The 16,553-nt window shown below is 62.3% G+C and carries 18 protein-coding genes and 1 pseudogene; 10 read left to right on the top strand and 9 right to left on the bottom strand.

The genetic code is table 11. The features are described 5' to 3' along the window. Positions 1 to 5: 5 nt before the first annotated feature. From nifX to nifH, 6 genes are all read right to left on the bottom strand, one after another. Positions 6 to 401, bottom strand: coding sequence for a nitrogen fixation protein NifX (nifX, locus tag GE253_RS21340; RefSeq protein WP_153206166.1), 396 nt, complete (start codon positions 399 to 401; stop codon positions 6 to 8). Beyond that, positions 398 to 1,792 carry a nitrogenase iron-molybdenum cofactor biosynthesis protein NifN gene (gene nifN, locus GE253_RS21335; protein ID WP_153206165.1) on the bottom strand — a complete coding sequence of 465 codons (1,395 nt, stop codon included), beginning with the start codon at positions 1,790 to 1,792 and terminating at the stop codon, positions 398 to 400. The genes nifX and nifN overlap by 4 nt, the downstream gene beginning before the upstream one ends. 5 nt (positions 1,793 to 1,797) lie before the next feature. Then, positions 1,798 to 3,243, bottom strand: a complete 1,446-nt coding sequence (nifE, locus tag GE253_RS21330) for a nitrogenase iron-molybdenum cofactor biosynthesis protein NifE (RefSeq protein WP_173012765.1) — start codon at positions 3,241 to 3,243, stop codon at positions 1,798 to 1,800. Between the two features lie 78 nt (positions 3,244 to 3,321). Further along, the gene (gene nifK, locus GE253_RS21325; protein ID WP_153206164.1) at positions 3,322 to 4,881 is read right to left on the bottom strand and encodes a nitrogenase molybdenum-iron protein subunit beta; all 1,560 of its coding nucleotides are present in this window, start codon (positions 4,879 to 4,881) and stop codon (positions 3,322 to 3,324) included. Between the two features lie 79 nt (positions 4,882 to 4,960). Beyond that, on the bottom strand, positions 4,961 to 6,466 hold the full coding sequence (nifD, locus tag GE253_RS21320; protein WP_153206163.1) for a nitrogenase molybdenum-iron protein alpha chain: 1,506 nt from the start codon (positions 6,464 to 6,466) through the stop codon (positions 4,961 to 4,963). A 71-nt stretch (positions 6,467 to 6,537) separates the two neighbouring features. Further along, positions 6,538 to 7,422, bottom strand: a complete 885-nt coding sequence (gene nifH / locus GE253_RS21315) for a nitrogenase iron protein (RefSeq protein WP_153206162.1) — start codon at positions 7,420 to 7,422, stop codon at positions 6,538 to 6,540. Positions 7,423 to 7,807: 385 nt separating this feature from the next. Here nifH and GE253_RS21310 point away from each other — a divergent pair, with 385 nt between their 5' ends. The 4 genes and pseudogenes from GE253_RS21310 (at position 7,808) to GE253_RS21295 (ending at position 10,004) form a co-directional block, all read left to right on the top strand. Next, positions 7,808 to 8,290: a response regulator gene (locus GE253_RS21310; RefSeq protein ID WP_247878799.1), complete on the top strand. Its 483-nt coding sequence runs from the start codon at positions 7,808 to 7,810 to the stop codon at positions 8,288 to 8,290. Positions 8,291 to 8,358: 68 nt separating this feature from the next. Then, entirely contained in the window at positions 8,359 to 9,249 is an 891-nt protein-coding gene (locus GE253_RS21305; protein ID WP_153206161.1) for a xanthine dehydrogenase, read from the top strand. A gap of 132 nt (positions 9,250 to 9,381) precedes the next feature. Then, positions 9,382 to 9,542: pseudogene (locus GE253_RS21300) on the top strand (IS3 family transposase); the annotation flags it as partial. A 96-nt stretch (positions 9,543 to 9,638) separates the two neighbouring features. Beyond that, on the top strand, positions 9,639 to 10,004 hold the full coding sequence (locus GE253_RS21295; protein ID WP_173012764.1) for an NnrS family protein: 366 nt from the start codon (positions 9,639 to 9,641) through the stop codon (positions 10,002 to 10,004). 167 nt (positions 10,005 to 10,171) lie between these two features. Here the strand turns inward: GE253_RS21295 and GE253_RS21290 are convergent, their stop codons facing one another. The 3 genes from GE253_RS21290 to GE253_RS21280 all read right to left on the bottom strand — a co-directional run bounded on the left by GE253_RS21290 (position 10,172) and on the right by GE253_RS21280 (position 11,831). After that, on the bottom strand, positions 10,172 to 10,879 hold the full coding sequence (locus GE253_RS21290) for a cyclic nucleotide-binding domain-containing protein (protein ID WP_173012763.1): 708 nt from the start codon (positions 10,877 to 10,879) through the stop codon (positions 10,172 to 10,174). 80 nt (positions 10,880 to 10,959) lie between these two features. Beyond that, the gene (locus GE253_RS21285) at positions 10,960 to 11,454 is read right to left on the bottom strand and encodes a hemerythrin domain-containing protein (protein WP_211101538.1); all 495 of its coding nucleotides are present in this window, start codon (positions 11,452 to 11,454) and stop codon (positions 10,960 to 10,962) included. A 116-nt stretch (positions 11,455 to 11,570) separates the two neighbouring features. Continuing rightward, the gene (locus GE253_RS21280) at positions 11,571 to 11,831 is read right to left on the bottom strand and encodes a hypothetical protein (protein WP_153206159.1); all 261 of its coding nucleotides are present in this window, start codon (positions 11,829 to 11,831) and stop codon (positions 11,571 to 11,573) included. Positions 11,832 to 12,130: 299 nt separating this feature from the next. Here GE253_RS21280 and napE point away from each other — a divergent pair, with 299 nt between their 5' ends. From napE to GE253_RS21250, 6 genes are read left to right on the top strand one after another with little or no spacing between them, the layout of a single operon-like run. Beyond that, complete coding sequence (gene napE, locus GE253_RS21275) at positions 12,131 to 12,289, top strand: periplasmic nitrate reductase, NapE protein (protein ID WP_153206158.1); 159 nt, start codon at positions 12,131 to 12,133, stop codon at positions 12,287 to 12,289. A gap of 15 nt (positions 12,290 to 12,304) precedes the next feature. After that, the gene (locus tag GE253_RS21270; RefSeq protein ID WP_153206157.1) at positions 12,305 to 12,601 is read left to right on the top strand and encodes a 4Fe-4S dicluster domain-containing protein; all 297 of its coding nucleotides are present in this window, start codon (positions 12,305 to 12,307) and stop codon (positions 12,599 to 12,601) included. After that, positions 12,598 to 12,867, top strand: a complete 270-nt coding sequence (locus GE253_RS21265) for a chaperone NapD (RefSeq protein ID WP_153206156.1) — start codon at positions 12,598 to 12,600, stop codon at positions 12,865 to 12,867. Before GE253_RS21270 ends, GE253_RS21265 begins: the two co-directional genes overlap by 4 nt. Then, positions 12,864 to 15,365, top strand: coding sequence for a nitrate reductase catalytic subunit NapA (gene napA / locus GE253_RS21260; protein ID WP_153206155.1), 2,502 nt, complete (start codon positions 12,864 to 12,866; stop codon positions 15,363 to 15,365). The genes GE253_RS21265 and napA overlap by 4 nt, the downstream gene beginning before the upstream one ends. A 3-nt stretch (positions 15,366 to 15,368) precedes the next feature. After that, a complete protein-coding gene (locus GE253_RS21255; protein ID WP_153206154.1) occupies positions 15,369 to 15,899 on the top strand; it encodes a nitrate reductase cytochrome c-type subunit in 531 nt (176 codons plus the stop codon). Next, entirely contained in the window at positions 15,899 to 16,534 is a 636-nt protein-coding gene (locus GE253_RS21250) for a NapC/NirT family cytochrome c (protein WP_153206219.1), read from the top strand. Before GE253_RS21255 ends, GE253_RS21250 begins: the two co-directional genes overlap by 1 nt. Positions 16,535 to 16,553 lie beyond the last annotated feature (19 nt).

The following is a 16,553-nucleotide window of genomic DNA, read 5'->3' as shown; positions in this document are numbered from 1 at the left end:
GATCCTCAATCCTCGAAATCCAGTGTCCGGGCGGCACCCTTGCCCATGGCCTTGCGCAGCCAGGGCGGCGGCGTGCCGTTCAGCACGTCGCGCAGCTTCTCCAGCAGATCATCGATCGGCTCGGGCTGGTTGACCTTCATCGGGTGGATATTGTTGGCCACGACACGCGCGGCACCCGACCCGCCGATGGCGGCGACATAAAGGATGGCGCAATCCTTGATCGCCTCGATCTTGGGCGCCAGCTTGTCCTCGTTGCCATCCTCCTGCAGGTCGCCAGCGAACTCCACCGCCTCCAGGAAGCGGTGCCCCTCGGGTTGCAGGTCGTAGATGGCGATGTTGCGGGCCCAGCCGAAATGGGCATCCACCCGTTTCAGGTCCTGTGTGGCGAAGGCGACTTTCATGCGGCTTGCCCTTTCTGCTGTGCGCCATCGGTGGCGCCGTCCTCTTCCGTCAGCCGCCAACTGTCGGGCGTGGGCTGATGGTTCTGCTCGGCATCGGCGATGACGAGGTTGCTGATGGCGAAGATCAGGTCGCGGACACCGCGATACCCGACCGTCAACAGGTGTCCGGCCCCCAGTCGGTCGAACATGGGAATGCCGACGCGGAAGAAGGGAATGCCCAGCCTTGCTGCCGCTTGGCGGCCATGGGAATGGGTGACCAGCAGGTCGCAGCCGCGTTCACCGGCCAGCCGCTCCAGATCCTCCAGATCGCCGATCAGCACCTCTTCCGTGTCGATCCCGGACAGGATGGGGGAATGGGCCGTGGTCACCGCCACGCTGATTTCCGCCCCCATCTCGCGCAACATGCCGGCGACATCGGCCAGCAGGTCGGGTTCGGCGGCAATGGCCAGCTTGCGCCCGCCGATGTGGAAATGCCCGTCCAGCATGGCATCGACCAGCTGGCCCCGCTGACGCCGGTATTTCGCGGGCACGGGCCGGCCGCTGGCGGCCGACAGGAACATGATGAATTCATCCATCGCCGCCAGCCCGCACAGGCGCGGGAACAGGCGGAACGGCACGCCTGCGCGCGTGCGCAGCGCTTCCGCCGCCGGTCGCATCTGCTCCCCGATGGCCACAGCCCAGGCAGCCTCGCCCAGGCTCGCCACCTCATCCACCCCGATGCCGCCGATGGTGGTGGGCGTGAAATCCTCCGGGATATGGCCGTCCAGCGACCCGGACAGGTCGGGCAGGAAGCTGGGCCGCAGGCCAAAATCCTCAATGATGGTGCGCAGTTCCTCCAGATCACCCGGCGTCAGGTGACAGCCCGGCAGCACGGCGATGCGACCCGCATCGCGGACGGCACCGGGTTCCGGCACCCGCACCAGCACGTCCACCATGCGCGTCACCGCCTTGGTCCAGCCATCCTGGAACGCGTCCTTGAAATCGGGCGTGGAGACATAGACCAGCGGCAGGCTGGCCAGCTCCGGGTGACGCTCCCGGACCAGCTGGATATAGCCTTCGACATCATCGCCCTTGGTCTCGGTGACGCCGGTCGAACAGATGCCGATGATTTCCGGCTTGGTGCGCTTGTGGATGTTGAGGATGGCCTGCTCGACATTCTCATAGCCGCCCAGCACCGTGGCCACTTCGCTCATGGCCGTGGTCTGCAACGGGATGGCCTCCTTGAAATGGCGGACGAACAGCACCAGCCCGAACGATGTGCAGCCTTGCGATCCGTGCAGCAGCGGCATGGCACCGCGCAGGCCCATGAAGGCCAGTGCCGCCCCGATGGGCTGGCTCATCTTCAGCGGGTTGACCGTGCAGGCCTTCTTGACATGGGTGACCTTGGCCATGGTCCCTACTCCGCCGCCAATTGGGGGGCGACGATTTCCGCCAGGGCGCGGGCCTGCCAGTTGTCGGCCGGGTCGTCCCAGGGGGCGGGGCGGCGCACCTGTTCCCAGACGGGGTTGAACAGGGTCTTGGCGATCTCCCGCAGCAGGTCGACCATGCCGACATAGCCCATATAGGCGTGGTGGCGTTCCTGGTTGATGTCCAGCCAGGGCATGGCCGCCTTCAGCGCCACGAACTGCGACCGCCCGCCCGACAGCATGATGTCGGCCTTGGCGTCCTTCAGCATGCGATACATCTCGCGCGGGGTCATGTCCTCAATCATGTGGGCGTCTTCGCCCATCAGTTCCTTGATGCGTTCCTTGTCTTCCTTGGTGGATTTCTTGACGCTGGTGCCGGCGATCTCCAGCCCCGCCTCCTGCAGCGCCGCCACCACCGACCAGGATTTCACACCCCCGGTGATCAGCAGCACGCGCTTGCCGGCAAACAGCGGCTTGAAGGGGGCGATGCTGGCCCAGGCCTTGGCCTCCTCCCGCGCGATCAGCGCCTCGGTACGGTCCAGCAGGTCGGCCGGCGCGCCGCGCGACACCAGCAGCCGCGCGATCTCGCGCAGGCTGTCGCTGGTATCGCCGATACCGTAGAAGGAACCTTCAAAGAAGGGGATGCCGTAGCGTTCCTCCATCTTGCGGGCGACATTGATCATGGCCTTGGAACAGACCATCATCGCCGCCTTCGCCCGATGCGACTGCGCCACTTCCCTGTAGCGCCCGTCGCCGGAAATGCAGGACAGGACGCGGATGCCCAGCGCATCCAGCAGCGGCTTCACCTGCCACAGCTCGCCGGACAGGTTATATTCGCCAATGATGTTGATGTCATAGGGCGTGGTGTATTCAGGCTCCACCGTGCCGATCACATGGTCCAGCAGCGCCTCGCCGGCCAGCTTGTTGCCCAAATTCTTCGGCCCGACAAAGCCGGGGGCGTTGATGGGGATGACGGGCTTGCCGAACTTCGCCGACGCGGCCTTGGCCACGGCATTGATATCGTCGCCGGTCATGGCCGGGATACAGGTCTGATAGACGAAGACGGCCGGCGGGTCGTATTTCCCGATGATCTCGCGGATGGCCTTGAACAGCCGCTTTTCCCCGCCGAAGACGATGTCGGTTTCGTTGATGTCGGTGGTGAAGCCGGTGCGCCACAGGCTGGGGCCGGAGGATTTGGCCCCGCGATTGTCCCAGGAATTGCCCTCGCACGCGATGGGCCCATGCACCAGATGGGCAACATCGGTCAGCGGCTGCAGGGCGATCTTGGCACCGTCGAAGGCGCAGCCGCCCGCCGCCCCACCGGGCTGCAACTGCTTGGTGCAGCCCTTCTTGCGTTCCTTCTCCGACTTGGCCGCGTTCTTGGCGCAGGCCGGTTCGTTGAACACTTCCTGGATGGTAGCGGACAAGGTGGTCATGCCGGTTCTCCTGGGCGGTCGCTTGGGTGGGGTGCGGCGCCCCCTTGAACGGGACGCCGCAACGCGCGGGAGACGGGATCAGCGGATGATGTCGAAGCTGTAATCGCTCTTCGACGGGATGTTGGTGTTGGCATCGAACGTATCAAAGATCTTGTCCAGGATACGCACCAGCACATTCATGCCGCCCTGATAGCCCCAGACGGGGTAGCGGTGATGATGGTGCCGGTCGAAGATCGGGAAGCCGATGCGGATCAGCGGCGTGCCCGTATCGCGTTCCAGATATTTGCCATAGGTATTGCCGATCAGATAATCCACCGGCTCGGTGAACAGCAGCGACCGCATGTGCCACAGGTCGCGGCCCGGATAGGCCTTGCAGTTCTTCCCGAACGGCGAACTGTCGAACAGTTCCTGCATCTTCGCCGCCCAACCCTTGCTGCCATTGGTGGCCAGCACATGTGTCGGCTCCGCGCCCAGTTCCAGCAGGAACCCCGCCAGACCCAGGCAAAGGTCGGGATCGCCATAGAGCGCGAACTTCTTGCCATGGATGTGCGAGCTGCTGTCCGCGATGGCATCGACCAGTCGGCCACGCTCCCGCGCCAGCGCGTCGGGGATTTCCTTACCGGTCAGGCGGGCCACTTCCATCAGGAAACGGTCGGTGCCCGCCACCCCGACCGGGTGGTTGAAGGCAACCGTCTCATGCCCATGGCCGGCGATGAAGGGCAGCGTCTTTTCCGTGCAATATTCCTGCATGGAGAGGGTGGCCTTGGCATGGACGGCCGCCGCCGCCTCTTCCAGTGTCGTGCCACCATCATACATGCGGAACTCGCCATCGGTGGGCGTGTCCCAGACATCGCTGTTGTCGCCCAGGATGGTGTATTCCACGCCCATCAGGTCGAAGATGCGCTTGATCTCGCGGATATTGCCGACCGTGTAGCCGTCGAAACCGCCGATGAAGTTGATCTTGCCATTGGGCTGGCGTTCCACCTTCGGGGCCGTGCCGGCCTTGCCGTCCCAGAAATGTTCCAGGATGCCCTTCAGCGCATTGTCATAGCCCGTGACATGGCTGCCGACGAAGGCCGGCGTATGGGCAAACGGCACATCGAAGGCCTCGGGCACGGAGCCCTTTTCCTTGGCCGTCTTGATGAAGGCGTTCAGGTCATCGCCGATCACTTCCGCCATGCAGGTGGTGGAAACGGCGATCATCTTGGGCTTGTACATGGAATAGGTATTGGCCAGCCCGTCGATCATGTTGTTCAGGCCACCGAACACCGCCGCATCCTCGGTCATGGAGGAGGAAACGCAGGAGGTCGGTTCCTTGAAATGACGGGAGAAATGGCTGCGGTAATAGGCAACGCAACCCTGGGAGCCATGGACGAAGGGCAGCGTGCCCTCGAACCCGACCGCCGCGAACACGGCACCCAGCGGCTGGCAGGCCTTGGCCGGATTGATGGTCAGCGCCTCACGGGCGAAGTTCTTTTCCTGGTATTCGGCCGTCTTGGCCCATTCCCGCACCCGCTCTACCTCGGCGGGATCGCGCCGGTTTTCAAACAGCTCGCGCTTGGCGGCCAGCATGTTCTGATATTCCGGACCCCGGAACAGCTCGAAATGGTCGAGCACATTGTCAGCACTCTGCGTCATGATCTTGTACCCTTCCAAGGGATTATCCGAGGCTGTCCCCCCACCCCGGACAGGGGCGCAGGGACAGGGCGGAAGCCGCTTACTCGGCGGCCATCAGGTGGGGTTTCGGCTTGGCCTTCCAGGGCGTCTCGGCCATCTTCCAGACCGGGGCGTTGATGGCCATGTCCATGTCGCGGGCGAAGATGGCGAAGCCGTCATAGCCGTGATAGGGGCCGGAATAGTCCCAGGAGTGCATCTGGCGGAACGGTACGCCCATCTTCTGGAAGACGTACTTCTCCTTGATGCCGGACCCGACCAGATCGGGCTGGACCTTCTCGACGAATTTCTCGAACTCGTATCCGGTCACGTCGTCATAGATCAGCGTGCCGTCCTTCACATAATGCTGGGCCGTGCGCTGATAATCGTCGTTATGGCCGAACTCATAGCCGGTGCCGACCACCTCCATGCCCAGATCCTCATAGGCGCCGATGACGTGGCGGGGGCGCAGACCGCCCACGAACAGCATCACCGTCTTGCCTTCCAGGCGGGGGCGATACTTGGCGATGACATCATCGACCAGGGCCTGGTACTTGGCGATGACGCGCTCGGCCCCTTCCTTGATCTTGTCGTCGAAATAGCTGGCGATCTTGCGCAGCGATTCCGCGATCTTGCTGGGGCCGAAGAAATTATATTCACACCAGGGGATGCCGTATTTCTCCTCCATATGGCGGGAGATATAGTTCATCGACCGGTAGCAGTGCAGCACGTTCAGCTTGGCCTTGGGCGTGGCTTCCAGCTCGGCCAGCGTGCCGTCGCCCGACCATTGCGCGATGACGCGCAGGCCCATCTCTTCTAGAAGGATGCGCGACGACCAGGCGTCGCCGCCGATATTGTAATCGCCGATGATGGCGACGTCATAGGGCGTGGCCTCGAACCCGGCCGGCGCATCCTTGCCCTGGGCCTTGTCGAACACCCAGTCGCGAATGGCGTCGTTGGCGATATGGTGGCCCAGCGACTGGGAAACGCCGCGGAAACCCTCACAGCGCACGGGCACGATGGTCTTGCCCTCATATTCCTTGGACTTCACCTTGGACACGGCCTCGATATCGTCGCCGATCAGGCCGATCGGGCATTCCGACTGGATGGATATGCCGTTATTCAGCGGGAACAGGTCCTGGATCTCGTCGATGATCTTGGCCAGCTTCTTGTCGCCGCCGAAGACGATGTCCTTTTCCTGGAAGTCGGACGTGAACTGCATGGTCACGAACGTGTCGATACCTGTCGTACCAATGTAGTAATTGCGACGTGCCGCCCAGGAATATTGGCCGCAGCCGACGGGGCCATGGCTGATATGGATCATGTCCTTGATCGGTCCCCAGACCACGCCCTTGGAGCCGGCATAGGCGCAGCCACGGATGGTCATGACGCCGGGGATGGATTTCAGGTTCGATTTGACGCCGCAATCGGACTTGCCGGCCTCATGCACGTTCAGGTGCTTGGCGCGGCGCTTCGCGGTCTTCTCCGGGTAAACCTGCAAGACCTCGTTGATCAGCTCCTTGTTGCGGGCCTTGATCTCCGCAACATTCTGCGTTTCCGACATGCTCATGTGACTGCCCTCATGTTACCCGGGAAGGGAGGGTCCGGCGGGACATGCCAGCCGGACCCGGGTTCCGCCGATCAGGCCAGTTCAAGCTGGGCGGCACTCTTGCCGACCTGGCTCTCGTCGATGGTCTTGATCACCCCATGCTCCATCAGCATGTCCTCAAGCTCGTCCATGGTGATGGGGGTGGGGATGACGCCATTACCGGCATTGTTGTGGATGCGCCGGGCCAGTTCCCGGTAATGGTTGGCCTGATCGGATTCCGGCGCATATTCCAGCACCGTCATGCGGCGCAGCTCGGCATGCTGCACGATATTGTCGCGCGGCACGAAATAGATCAGCTGCGTGCCCAGCTTCTTGGCCAGGTTTTCCGCCAGCTCCAGCTCCTTGTCGGTCTGGCGCTCGTTGCAGATCAGGCCGCCCAGGCGCACGCCGCCGGACATGGCATATTTCAGGATGCCCTTGGAGATATTGTTGGCCGCGTACATGGCCATCATCTCGCCGGACATGACGATATAGATCTCCTGCGCCTTGTTCTCGCGGATGGGCATGGCGAAACCGCCGCACACCACGTCGCCCAGCACGTCATAGGAGACATAGTCGATATCCTCGTAGGCGCCGTTCTCCTCCAGGAAGTTGATGGAGGTGATGACGCCGCGGCCGGCGCAGCCGACACCCGGCTCCGGACCACCGGATTCCACGCAGCGGATATCCTGGTAACCGACCTTCATCACGTCCTCGATCTCCAGGTCCTCGACGCTGCCGGCGGCGGCGGCGAGGGAGAGGATGGTGTCCTGGGCCTTGGCGTGCAGGATCAGACGCGTGCTGTCCGCCTTGGGGTCGCAGCCGACGATCAGGATGCGGTGCCCCATCTCGGCCAGGGCCGCCAGGGTATTCTGGGAGGTGGTGGACTTGCCGATGCCACCCTTGCCGTAGAAAGCGATCTGTCGCAGAGCCGACATTGAGAGTTCTCCTTGAACCGATAGTTAAGCCGATTGCCAATGCCGCCCCGGCACGCGCCGGAACGATCCTCGTTCACAGAAGTTGGCTCAGCGGATGTCGGGAAGGAGCACATCGCTCGACAGCGCGTAGGCGTGTACTCAGCCCTCACTAGCCGGTTCGGATTGGAGCAACTGGCGTGCCAACCGAAGAATTATCATCAAGTTATTGATTTTATTTGTTATTTCTACAGTAACATCCAAGCGACAAAGATGTGTCGAACCCGACACCCAATGTCAGCCTGTCGTAAATGGAACAAGCCGCCTCCACCCGTCGCCGGGGCAAACCAAGGCTCCCAGCCGCACTATGTGTACGGAACGGATTTTGCTTTGGCTTCCGGCACTTCCTATGTCGGAAACGGAGGACAAGGCGATGCAGATTGGTGTGGAGACAGCCAAAGCCGTGGACCCGCGTCGGGTCTTTGTCGTGGACGCGGATGAGATCACCAGGGCGGCCTTGCAGTTCATGCTGCATGACGAGATCGAGACCCACGAATTGGCCAGCCCGGAAGAGGCCTATGCCAAGGGTGTCGATTGGCTCCGCCCGGATCTGGTGCTGCTGGGCGTATCCTTCATCGCGGAACGGGGACCGGGCCTGGTGGGGGATTTCCAACGCACCTTTCCCGGTGTCCGGCTGCTGATCACCTGTTCGCCAAGCGAAGAGGCGACGGCGCTCAAGGCCCTGGCAGCAGGTGCGCATGGGGCATTGGTCAAGCCGCTGACACTGGAAACCGTTCGGCGCAAGGTGGACACGGTGCTGGGCCGGGGTGGGGCTGCACCGTTGATCCAACTGGGTATTGCCGGCATCGGCGCGCGGGCCGGCACCTCATGATCTTGCTGTGACGAACGCTCAACCGGCAACCGGGCTCTCCATCTCCAGTCCTGAAGGACGACGGCACAATGATTAACAGGCCCCTATCCGCGATCATCCATCCCGGTGAAAACGGCAACCGCGCCCCCTATGCCGTCATTCTCGGGACCAACGAGATCGCATCGGCAGTCGCCGTGCGGCTGCATAAGCGGGGCTATGGTGTCACCATGTCCCACGATCCGCTGCCCCCCGTCATCCGTCGCAAGATGGCCTTCCATGACGCGCTGTTCGATGATCCCGTCACATTGGCCGGCGTGGCGGCGGAACGGATCGACAGCGGCGCTGATTTACCGGCCTTCCTGTCCGCAAGGACGGCCGTGGCCATTACGGAACTGGGTCTGCTGGACCTGATCGTGGTGCGCAAACTCGACCTGTTGATCGATGCCAGGATGCAGAAGCACCAGATGAGGCCGGACCTGCGCCATCTGGCGGACTTCACCATCGGGCTAGGTCCGGGCTTCCACGTGGACCGGAACTGCGATTTCGCCATTGAGACAATGCCCGGCAAGGCAGGCACCATCCTTCGCCACGGCTCGACGGAACCTGCCGACGGCACGTTCCGCCTGCTGGCGGACCGCGGGGGTGAGCGCTTTGTCTATTCGACCATGCCTGGCCGCTGGCACACGGCGATCGACATCGGATCCCGCGTATTCCGGAACTATATCGTCGGATATCTGGGCAACACTCCCATTCAGGCGCCGTTCGACGGCATTCTGCGCGGCGTCGTGCGCGACGGCACGGAAGCGCCGGCAGGTGTCAAGCTTCTGGAGGTTGACCCACGGATGCGTGGTGCCGTCTGGACTGGTATCGACGACCGTGCGCATGGCATTGCGATCGCCGTCGAACAGGCACTGGATCTTCGCCGGGAAACCTGCGTAGCTGTTATCAATAGCCGAAAATCAGCAATGCCTGGACCGTGATGTCCGATATCCATCCCAATGTCGCAGCCTCTCCGCCAGAATGATCGGGCACCTGAAGACGGACAGGTCGGTGGCCCCCTGAACCGCACCGGGATTGTCGGCGGCTCCAACTCCTGAAAAGATGGAGCTACGCTGAGCAAGACAACGAACAAATTTTCAGCTGAGGTCCGGGAGCGGGCCGTTCGGCTGGTTCTGGACCACGAGAAGGATCACCCGTCGTGATGGACGGCGGTGTCGTCTGTGGCGTCGAAGATCGGCTGTTCGGCGCATACGGCACGAACGAATGGGTCAAGACGCCGCATGGCCGCGCGGCTGATGCGGGAGAAGGGCCTGCGGGGTGCCATCCGCGGCAAGCCGGTGAAAACCACCATTGCCGATTTATCCTGCATGTGGCTTATGGCTGGATCCCCGTCGGCCTGATCCTGAAGGCGGGATGGCTGCTGGCGGGACTCAATGTCGGCCAGAGCTGGGTCCATGCGTTGACGGCCGGCGCCTTCGCCACCATGATCATGGCCGTGATGAGCCGTGCGGCGCTGGGCCATACCAGGCGGGAGATTGTTGCCGCCAAGGCAACGGTCGCCGCGTACTTGCTGTTGACCCTGGGCGCGCTGGTCCGGGTTCTTGCCCCGTTGTTGCCCGACATGATGATCGCCTACAGGATTGCCGGGACAGCATGGGAGGCGGCCTTCATCCTGTTCCTCATCATCTATGCACCGATTCTGGTTTCCCGCCGCGCCGATGGCCGACCGGGATGACCAGAACCGATCGGCCGGGGCGTTGGCATGTCTTGCCCCCCTTTCCAGGATCAATCCCTGGAGCGTGTTTCCACTGACCAAAAACAAGCTCCAGGCTCCAGCTTTCCTCAATCGCCGGTGCGGCAACGGCCGCCGCCGGACCGGCGTCCAGTCAAAGGAAAGCCGCACTAAATGATTGAAAGCGGCTTATCAGCCTGATCAATAAGGGCCGCCGGACGGGAGAAGGCGGTCAGCCGAACCCGATCCCGGATCACCATCCGGCTTCCCTCTACAGACAATCCATGGTCTCGCAATGTTGCAAAGGCACGCGAGAGGTTTTCCGCCGTCATGCCCAGGCGTGAAGCGAAAGTTCGCTTGTCAAAAGGCAATATCGCCTCATCCGTTTCCCCCGCCAAGGACAGCACATAGCAACCCAGGCGCTGGGCTCCTGTTCGCAGCTTCAGATCTTTGATCTGGCGGACCAGCCTGCGGAAATGCTGGGCAAGCTCCTCCATCACGGGGATAGAAAGATCAGGATCAGCCGCCACAGCCCGACGGAAGGCCCCAGTTTCCAATAGAAAAATGCGTGATGGCATGAGGGTTCGGGCCGACATCAGATAGGGGGCTCCGGTCAACGCCGCAGCCAGGATGAAACTATCAACGGGGAACAGGATGTCTACCACCGCCTCCTTCTCATCCTGGTCGCGGGCAAACAGTTCAACCGCACCTTCAAGCAGCACCATCAGGAAATCGGCTTGTTCCCCCTCGTTGAACAGCAGGGTGGAACGCGGATAGCGCTGCAGCGATCCACATGCCGCCAGGGCCGACAATTGCCCGTCGGCCAGCTTGCGAAACATCGGAAGGCTGCGCACCAAGCTCAGGTCGTCGGGCTTCATTGTCATTATCTGTGAGGCGAGGTCATCTGATGGCCCGTGGCTAGGTAGGATATGTGGCGCTCCCGCGTCAATATCACTGCTCAGATCGATCTATTAAAACGCGCAAACAGGACATTGTTCTCCAGGTGCACATGCTCCCCGGCCTCCTGCACGAAATGGTGCAGGCTGCTATAGAGTGCCCGCCAGGTGGCGCAAGCGCGGGCCGGGGACGTGAAGTTGCGCGTCAGCGCCGCCATCTGGTGCAACTGATCGCCGAATACGTCATGTTCCTCCATCATGCAGGCGATGGGGCCGGCAAGGAACAGGGAACCGCCGGACAGCATGGCCGGGAACAGCACTTGTTCCTCCTTCTGCATATGTTCCTCCAACTCAGCCGCCACCTGGACCAACAGGGTATGAAGGCCCTTGGGACAGTCCGGGTGTTGGCCATGGACGCTCCCCACCTTCCACGACAGGTAGAGCAATTCCTCCCACTGTCGCCGGTGACCTTCATGGAAGCGGCTCAGGATCAAACTGATCAGTGCCGGGGTGGACACACTGGCAGGGGCCGCACCCTCACCATCCGGCGGGCTCATCAGTTCCCGCAAAAGTCGATGCCATGGCGCCGAAAGACGGCGGTGGCGCCTGGAATGGTGGCAGCCAACAGCGATACGGGTTGTGTCAGGGATGTCATGTCATTCCTCGGGCCTTGTCAACCGCCACAGCGGCCACCGCAGCAGCCACTATCGCGTTCGGGTAAATCGGTAAAGCTGATCCGGGCCGTGCCCGGTGTCGGGAACAGCCCCTGCAACCGTTGCAGCAGCCGTTCGGACGGATCGGACGGAAGTGCCTCGGGACAATCGTCAATGGCACAGATAATCGATCCATCGGCCTGTGCGCCGAGCACGGCATCCTGCTGCAACAACAGGAGATGTGCGGCATCGCGTCGGAACTGGATGAATTGCGTCTTCATCTATCAAGAACCTTCACTGTGGGGATGCAAGCCATCCAAGCAGGCCCGAACACCGCAGTCCTTGCGACTTGGCAAATTCCGCACAAGTGCGACACCATAAATGATGATGAAAATCACGCGGGTTTAAATTGACTATTATCAATTCATGATTGGACTATTATCAATTTTTAACAAATCACTGTGCGTAGCGGCACAAGATTATTACTGTTGACGTTACTCAAGATTGATTCTGATCAATGTTTGCCCCTACACTTGGGGGTATGGTTTTGTCAGAAAATAATAGATTTTGGCAGGATGTCATGGATGCAACCCCCGCTCCGGACTCCAGAAAAGCCGAACTGCTTAAGTTCGTCTTTCTGGCCTTCGTTTTCTTCCCGGTTCTGTCGATCGGGGTGGTGGCCGGCTATGGCTTCGCTGTCTGGATATATCAGATATTCGCGGGCCCGCCGGGCATGTGACGGGGGACAAACGCCATGGAAACAAGGCTTTCCCGCCGCGCCCTGTTCGGGCGTGGACCAGACCCCACCGTCCCGCCTGCCGCCGGTCCGCCTCTGGCCGTTATTGCCGCCCATTGCCTGGCGGAAACCGGTGCCTATTGCCGGACCTGCGGTGATGCCTGCCCGGAAGGGGCCATCCGCTTCCTGTTGCAGCCACGCGGGCGGGCGCGGGCGGATGTCGATGGGGACCGCTGCACCGGCTGCGGTGATTGTCTGGCCCCCTGCCCCGTCGGTGCCATCCAGCTTGCCCCCCGCGATGGAGACAGCGCATGAGCGATGAAATCCACATTTCCAGCCTGATCGTCCATGCCTGCCCCGATGCGTTGGCCGCGATCGCCGCCCGCATCCAGGCTCTGGGGGGCGAGATCGTGCCCACCGACGGCGATGCCAGCCGGCTGATCGTGCTGATCGAACAGCCCAGCGCCCGCGCGACCGCCGACATGCTGGACGCCATCAATGCCATTGCGGGCGTCTACAGCGCCCTTCCCGTCTATCACCACGCCGAACCTGCCTTGTCCCTTGCGGAGCCCATGCCATGACACTGACCCGCCGCGATTATCTGAAGGCCCAGGCCGCCGCCACGGCGGCCGCCACCGCCGGCGTCACCCTGCAGGCCGGCGCTGCGCAATTGCCCACCGGCATGGATGCCAAGGTGAAATGGTCCAAGGCCGCCTGCCGCTTCTGCGGCACCGGCTGCGGCGTCATGGTGGGGGTGAAGGAAGGCCGCATCGTCGCCACCCATGGCGACCAGAAGGCCGAGGTGAACCGGGGCCTGAACTGTGTGAAGGGCTATTTCCTGTCCAAGATCATCTATGGCCAGGACCGGCTGACCACGCCCATGCTGCGCATGAAGAACGGGCAGTACGCCAAGGATGGGGATTTCACCCCCATCACCTGGGATCAGGCCTTTGACATCATGGCCGAGAAATGGAAGGCCACGCTGAAGGCCAAGGGGCCGGAAGCCATCGGCATGTTCGGGTCCGGGCAATGGACGGTGCATGAAGGTTATGCCGCCGTCAAACTGATGAAGGCAGGATTCCGTTCCAACAACATCGACCCCAACGCCCGCCATTGCATGGCATCCGCCGTGGCCGGCTTCATGCGCACCTTCGGCATTGATGAGCCGATGGGCTGTTACGATGATATCGAAGCCGCCGACGCCTTTGTGCTGTGGGGCAGCAACATGGCGGAGATGCACCCCGTCCTGTGGACCCGCGTCACCGACCGCCGCCTGTCCAACCCGGATGTGAAGGTGGCGGTGCTGTCCACCTTCGAACATCGGTCGTTCGAGCTGGCGGACATCCCCATGGTGTTCACGCCGCAGACCGATCTGGCCATCCTGAACTATATCGCCAACCACATCATCCAGACCGGGCGGGTGAACAAGGATTTCGTCAACAAGCACACGACGTTCGTGAAGGGCCGCACCGATATCGGCTATGGGCTGCGGCCCGATAATCCGCTGGAAAAGGCAGCCCAAAACGCCGCCAAGGCCAATGAGTCCGACCCGATCAGTTTTGAGGAATATGCCGCCTTCGTCGCCCCCTACACGCTGGAAAAGGTGGCCGCCCAATCCGGCGTGCCGGCGGCAAGGCTGAAGGCGCTGGCGGAGCTGTATGCCGACCCGAAGATCAAGGTCACCAGCTTCTGGACCATGGGTTTCAACCAGCATACGCGCGGCGTCTGGGCCAATAACCTTGCCTATAACATCCATCTGCTGACGGGCAAGATCGCCCAGCCGGGCAACAGCCCCTTCTCCCTCACCGGCCAGCCCAGCGCCTGCGGCACGGCGCGGGAGGTTGGCACCTTCTCCCACCGGCTGCCCGCCGACATGGTGGTGACGAATGCCGAACACCGCGCCCACGCCGAACATCTGTGGAAGCTGCCGGAAGGCACCATCCCGGCCAAGCCCGGCTTCCATGCCGTGCAGCAGGACCGGATGCTTAAGGATGGCAAGCTGAACTGCTACTGGGTGCAGGTGAACAACAACATGCAGGCGGCCCCGAATACCGCCAACGAGACCTGGCCCGGCTATCGCAACCCGGACAATTTCATCGTCGTCTCCGATGCCTATCCCACCGTCACCACCATGGCGGCCGATCTGGTGCTGCCAGCCGCCATGTGGGTGGAAAAGGAAGGCGCTTACGGCAATGCCGAACGCCGCACCCAGGTCTGGCACCAATTGGTGAACGCGCCCGGCGAGGCGCGGTCGGACCTGTGGCAATTGGTGGAATTCTCCAAACGCTTCAAGGTGGAAGAAGTCTGGCCGGAGGAATTGCTGGCCAAGGCCCCGGAATTCCGCGGCAAGACCCTGTTCGATATCCTCTATCGCAACGGGCAGGTGGATAAGTTCCCGGTCAGCGAGTGTGACCCGGCCTATGAGAACCGCGAGTCCAAGGAACTGGGCTTCTATCTGCAAAAGGGGCTGTTTGAGGAATATGCCAGCTTTGGCCGTGGCCACGGCCATGATCTGGCCCCCTATGAACGCTATCACGAAGAACGCGGGTTGCGCTGGCCAGTGGTGAACGGGCAGGAAACGCGCTGGCGCTTCCGCGAAGGCAGCGACCCCTATGTGCCAGCGGGCGAAGGGATGCGCTTTTATGGCCATAAGGATGGCAAGGCCCGCATCTTCGCCCTGCCCTACGAACCGCCGGCCGAAAGCCCGGACACGGATTATCCGTTCTGGCTGTCCACCGGCCGGGTGCTGGAACATTGGCATTCCGGTTCCATGACCAGGCGCGTACCGGAACTGCACCGCGCCGTGCCGCAGGCGCTCTGCTACATGCATCCCGATGATGCGCAAGCCATGAATGTGCGGCGTGGACAGGAAGTGCTGGTGGCCTCCCGCCGGGGTCAGGTGCGGGCGCGGGTGGAAACGCGCGGCCGCAACAAGCCGCCGCGCGGGCTGGTCTTCGTGCCCTGGTTTGATGCCGATGTGCTGATCAACCGCGTCACGCTGGATGCCACCGACCCGATCTCCAAACAGACCGACTTCAAGAAATGCGCCGTGCGCATCACGCCGGTCCAGGGGGCATGATCCATGAAAAACCTCCGCACCGCCCTGATCCTTTCCCTGCTGGCGGCCTTGCCCGTGCTGGGTGTGCCGGTGGCACAGAAGGCCTTTGCCACCGACCCCACCCCCGCTGTCACAGCCCGCGACGTTACCGCCAGCGGTCGCCCGGCCTTTACCGGGGCTGAGGGGCTGACCGTGCAGGAAGCCCCACCCATCCCCAAGGATGCCACCGACGACCGCCGCCGCCAGCGCAATTACCCCGAACAGCCGCCGGTGATCCCGCACCAGATCGTCGGCTATCAGTTGGACCTGCGCGCCAATAAGTGCCTGACCTGTCACGCCCGGGAATTTACCGGCGACAGTCAGGCGCCGATGATCTCTGTCACCCATTTCCAGGATCGTGACGGGCAGGTGCTGGGCGCTGTGTCGGCGCGCCGGTATTTCTGCCTGCAATGCCATGTGCCACAGACGGACGTACAGCCGCGTGTGCCCAACAGCTTCCGCGATGTCGATAGTGTCATCCGCGAAAAGGATGCCGCCGCCAAAGGGGGCGAATGATGGGCATCATCCGCCGCGCGCTGGATCTGGCCATGGTGGCTTGGCGGGCCTTCAACCGCCCCGCCGGCCATCTCTCCCTCGGTTTCCTCACCATCGGCGGCTTTGTCGCCGGCGTGCTGTGGTGGGGTGGCTTCAACACCGCCCTGGAAATGACCAACAAGGAAGCGTTCTGCATCGGCTGCCATGAGATGCGGGACAATCCCTATGCCGATCTGAAACAGACCATCCATTATTCCAACCGGTCGGGCGTACGGGCCACCTGCCCGGATTGCCATGTGCCGCATAAATGGACGGACAAGATCGCCCGCAAGATGCAGGCCTCGAAGGAGGTCTGGGGCAAGATCTTCGGCACGATCAACACACCGGAGAAGTTCGAGGCCAAGCGCAAGGAACTGGCCAGCCATGAGTGGGCGCGGTTGAAGGCCAATAATTCCCTGGAATGCCGCAACTGCCACAGCGCCGATAGCATGGACATCACCCGCCAGGGCGTGCGCGGTGCCGAAGCCCATCAGCGCTTCCTGTTCACCGGCCAGGCCACGTGCATCGACTGCCACAAGGGCATCGCCCACCGGCTACCCGACATGACGGGCGTACCGATCTGGACCATGCCGCAACAGGCGGCCGCCCCGCATTAGATGCCGTACTGGGCTTACG

The organism is Niveispirillum sp. SYP-B3756, from assembly GCF_009495745.1.
Classification (GTDB): domain Bacteria; phylum Pseudomonadota; class Alphaproteobacteria; order Azospirillales; family Azospirillaceae; genus Niveispirillum.
Note: the sequence above shows the minus strand (reverse complement) of the source record. Positions and strands in the feature narration are given on the sequence as shown.

What these genes read in the sequence shown, in the direction of transcription:
- napE (WP_153206158.1), top strand. Translation starts at nt 12,131, where the DNA reads ATGGATGCAACCCCCGCTCCGGACTCCAGAAAAGCCGAACTGCTTAAG.
- nifD (WP_153206163.1), bottom strand. Translation starts at nt 6,466, where the DNA reads ATGAGCATGTCGGAAACGCAGAATGTTGCGGAGATCAAGGCCCGCAAC.
- GE253_RS21290 (WP_173012763.1), bottom strand. Translation starts at nt 10,879, where the DNA reads ATGAAGCCCGACGACCTGAGCTTGGTGCGCAGCCTTCCGATGTTTCGC.
- napA (WP_153206155.1), top strand. Translation starts at nt 12,864, where the DNA reads ATGACACTGACCCGCCGCGATTATCTGAAGGCCCAGGCCGCCGCCACG.
- GE253_RS21250 (WP_153206219.1), top strand. Translation starts at nt 15,899, where the DNA reads ATGGGCATCATCCGCCGCGCGCTGGATCTGGCCATGGTGGCTTGGCGG.
- GE253_RS21280 (WP_153206159.1), bottom strand. Translation starts at nt 11,831, where the DNA reads ATGAAGACGCAATTCATCCAGTTCCGACGCGATGCCGCACATCTCCTG.
- nifH (WP_153206162.1), bottom strand. Translation starts at nt 7,422, where the DNA reads ATGTCGGCTCTGCGACAGATCGCTTTCTACGGCAAGGGTGGCATCGGC.
- nifE (WP_173012765.1), bottom strand. Translation starts at nt 3,243, where the DNA reads ATGACCACCTTGTCCGCTACCATCCAGGAAGTGTTCAACGAACCGGCC.
- GE253_RS21270 (WP_153206157.1), top strand. Translation starts at nt 12,305, where the DNA reads ATGGAAACAAGGCTTTCCCGCCGCGCCCTGTTCGGGCGTGGACCAGAC.
- GE253_RS21285 (WP_211101538.1), bottom strand. Translation starts at nt 11,454, where the DNA reads ATGAGCCCGCCGGATGGTGAGGGTGCGGCCCCTGCCAGTGTGTCCACC.
- nifN (WP_153206165.1), bottom strand. Translation starts at nt 1,792, where the DNA reads ATGGCCAAGGTCACCCATGTCAAGAAGGCCTGCACGGTCAACCCGCTG.
- GE253_RS21310 (WP_247878799.1), top strand. Translation starts at nt 7,808, where the DNA reads ATGTCGGAAACGGAGGACAAGGCGATGCAGATTGGTGTGGAGACAGCC.
- GE253_RS21255 (WP_153206154.1), top strand. Translation starts at nt 15,369, where the DNA reads ATGAAAAACCTCCGCACCGCCCTGATCCTTTCCCTGCTGGCGGCCTTG.
- GE253_RS21305 (WP_153206161.1), top strand. Translation starts at nt 8,359, where the DNA reads ATGATTAACAGGCCCCTATCCGCGATCATCCATCCCGGTGAAAACGGC.
- nifK (WP_153206164.1), bottom strand. Translation starts at nt 4,881, where the DNA reads ATGACGCAGAGTGCTGACAATGTGCTCGACCATTTCGAGCTGTTCCGG.
- nifX (WP_153206166.1), bottom strand. Translation starts at nt 401, where the DNA reads ATGAAAGTCGCCTTCGCCACACAGGACCTGAAACGGGTGGATGCCCAT.
- GE253_RS21265 (WP_153206156.1), top strand. Translation starts at nt 12,598, where the DNA reads ATGAGCGATGAAATCCACATTTCCAGCCTGATCGTCCATGCCTGCCCC.